General features: G+C 66.3%; 4 protein-coding genes and 1 pseudogene. All 5 read left to right on the top strand.

What is annotated here, in order from left to right:
- Nucleotides 1-196: 196 nt before the first annotated feature.
- Entirely contained in the window at nt 197-1,021 is an 825-nt protein-coding gene (locus AC0L23_RS34595; RefSeq protein WP_085357604.1) for an FkbM family methyltransferase, read from the top strand.
- Between the two features lie 22 nt (nt 1,022-1,043).
- On the top strand, nt 1,044-1,430 hold the full coding sequence (locus tag AC0L23_RS34590; protein ID WP_007598770.1) for a VOC family protein: 387 nt from the start codon (nt 1,044-1,046) through the stop codon (nt 1,428-1,430).
- Nucleotides 1,431-1,502: 72 nt separating this feature from the next.
- Nucleotides 1,503-1,988: a pyridoxamine 5'-phosphate oxidase family protein gene (locus AC0L23_RS34585; RefSeq protein ID WP_085357606.1), complete on the top strand. Its 486-nt coding sequence runs from the start codon at nt 1,503-1,505 to the stop codon at nt 1,986-1,988.
- Nucleotides 1,988-2,230 carry a hypothetical protein gene (locus tag AC0L23_RS34580; protein WP_018459772.1) on the top strand — a complete coding sequence of 81 codons (243 nt, stop codon included), beginning with the start codon at nt 1,988-1,990 and terminating at the stop codon, nt 2,228-2,230. Before AC0L23_RS34585 ends, AC0L23_RS34580 begins: the two co-directional genes overlap by 1 nt.
- Nucleotides 2,231-2,415: 185 nt before the next feature.
- Nucleotides 2,416-2,737 (top strand): annotated as a pseudogene (locus AC0L23_RS34575) (OmpA family protein); the annotation flags it as partial.

Here is a 2,737-nt window from a genome sequence, read left to right as displayed (position 1 = left end):
CGCCCCGTCTCGCGGGCGGGGGCGCGTCTCGCCGCCGCCGCCCTCCCGGCTCGGGGGGGGGGGGGGTGGTGTGGTTGTTTTTCCCGCCGGCGCCCCCCCCCCCCCCCCCCCCACCCAGAGATTGTTGCCCGGATCGAGCGTTGGAGTCCCCGGCAAAACCGGCTATGCATGCGCCGCTTGCAATGAGGACTTTGACTTGGCGACCGATAATGCCCCTTCGTCCGCGCCGTTCGGCGCGTTTGCGCCGAACGCGGCGCAGGCCGCGATCATTCGCCTCGCGACACAATCGGGGCTGAAGCGCGGCGCGTTCCGGCCCTGGCTGTCGCGATTGGTGAACCTGCTGCGCGGTGGCCCCATCGACATGCATTACCAGGGCGCATCGTTCCGCTTCTATCACCAGGGCAGCGCCACCGAGCGCGGCGCGCTGTTCAATCCCGATTACAATCTCGACGAGCTCGACTTCCTGCGCCAGCACACCCCGGAGGGCGGCGTGTTCGTCGACGTCGGCGCCAATGTCGGCACCTTCGCGCTGGTGATGGCGCGACAGGTCGGGCCATCAGGCAAAGTGATCGCCATCGAGCCGCATCCGATGACGTTTGGACGGCTGTCGTTCAACCAGGCCGCGTCGAAAGCGACGCAGGTGCGCCTGGTGCAGGCGGCCGCCGGCGACAGCGACGGCGAGCTGATGATCGAGAGCGGCGGCGGCAATCTCGGTGCCACGCATGTCGTCACTGGCACGGCCAGCGCGGAGGCCATCAAGGTGCCCTCGCTGCGGTTGACGCGCATTCTCGGCGACGCCGGCGTCACCAAGGTGGACGCGCTGAAGATCGACGTCGAGGGCTTCGAGGATCGCGTTTTGATCGGCTTCTTCCGCGACGCGCCGCAATTGCTATGGCCGCGCGCGGTGGTAATCGAGCATTTGTCGCAAAAGGAATGGCGGGACGATTGTATCGCCGACATGGTCGCGCGCGGTTTCGTGGTTGCGCGCAAGACGCGGAGCAATACGTTCCTGTCGCGCTGACGACGAACAACGGAGGTTACGAATGATCGACCATATGGGCTTCCCGGTCTCCGACTATGAGCGCGCCAAGGCGTTCTACGCCAAGGCATTGGCGCCGCTCGGCTACAGCCTGATCATGGAGGTCACGCAGGAGCAGACCGGACACGATCCAGCCGCCGGCTTCGGCGCCGACGGCAAGCCGGATTTCTGGATCGGCGGCGAGGGCGCGCTGAACAAGCCGGTGCATGTCGCGATTCTGGCGAAGGACCGCGCCACGGTAGACGCGTTCTACAAGGCGGCGATTGCAGCGGGCGGGCGCGACAACGGGCCGCCGGGCATCCGGGCGCATTACCATCCGACCTATTACGGCGCCTTCGTGCTCGACCCTGATGGACACAACATCGAGGCGGTTTGCCACGCGCCGGAATAGATAAGTTCCATCCTTCGGCCGGAACCTCGTTCCGCGCGCGCCGTTGTCGTCCCTTGCAAGAAGGAGCACGACATGGCCAACGACAATGCCCGCGACGTCGACCGCGTATGGGATCTGATGAAGACGATCGGATTCGCGATGCTGGTGACGCGCGATGGCGACAAGCTCCGCGCGCGGCCGATGAGCGCCTATCTCGACCGCAACGCGAACACGATTTATTTCCTCACCGACGCGCGGCGTCACAAGGACGAGGAGATCGCGCGCAATCCGTCCATCAACCTGTCGTTCGCAGATGCCGGCTGCCAGAAATACGTGTCGCTGACGGGCACCGCAATGATCTCCAATGACCGTGCCAAGATCAAGGAGCTGTTCTCGACGCCGGCCAAGGCGTGGTGGGACTCTGCGGAAGATCCGAACATCCGCGTGCTCAAGGTCACGCCTGACGATGCCGAGTTCTGGGACTCGCCCGGCACCGTGATTTCCTATGTGAAGATGGCGGCCGCGGCGGTGACCAACACGCGCCCCGATCTCGGCGACAACCGCAAGGTCTCTATGTAATGCCGATCGAGCCGCCCGAGATACCGCCGTCGACGCCCGGTACGCCCACCGAACCGCCGCCGGGGATTCCGCCGAGCAATCCGCAGCCTGAAATCGCACCGCCGGTGCGCGAGCCCGGCTCGCCAGCGCCGCCCGACGAATTGCCGGGCCGCATGCCTGAAGAGATTCCATCACGCGGACCGAACGGACCGCTCACGCCGAATCCCGCGACGGATGCAAGTCCGCCGCGGGATCGCGCATGAGGCGACGCATCACATCCGAGGCAATTGCAACCTGCGTCTGAATGCGCAATGAACGTCACCATAGTGAGGTGATTTGCGTGCAGAAATAAATCGGGCCGCGTCCGCTTCGTCCGCCACAATCCGGCCTAACGCGTAGCTGTTCATCCGAACACTTCGTCAAAGAACCTTCCGGGGAAGTTCACCACATGACCAACCTTCGTTTCGTGCTGCTTGCCACCACGGCTCTGACCGCGATGCAATTCGCAAGCTCCGCATCGCATGCACAAGGCGCGCCGCCGCTTGTCGTCGCGCAGGCGCAGCCACAAGAGACCGGCCCTGACGGAAAACCGAAGCAGCCGCCGAAGGGACCACCAGCGGCCGCGCCGCCTGCGGCGCCCGCGCGCCCGGCCGCACCGCCGCCCGCAGCTGCACCTCCCCATCCGCCGGCAGCGCCTCCGCCGGCTGCGGCACCGCCGCGCCCAGCAGCGCCGCCACCGCCCCCGCCACCACCTGCGGCCCGTCCGGCAC

The organism is Bradyrhizobium sp. MI1.4 (genome assembly GCF_055811315.1).
Note: the sequence above shows the minus strand (reverse complement) of the source record. Positions and strands in the feature narration are given on the sequence as shown.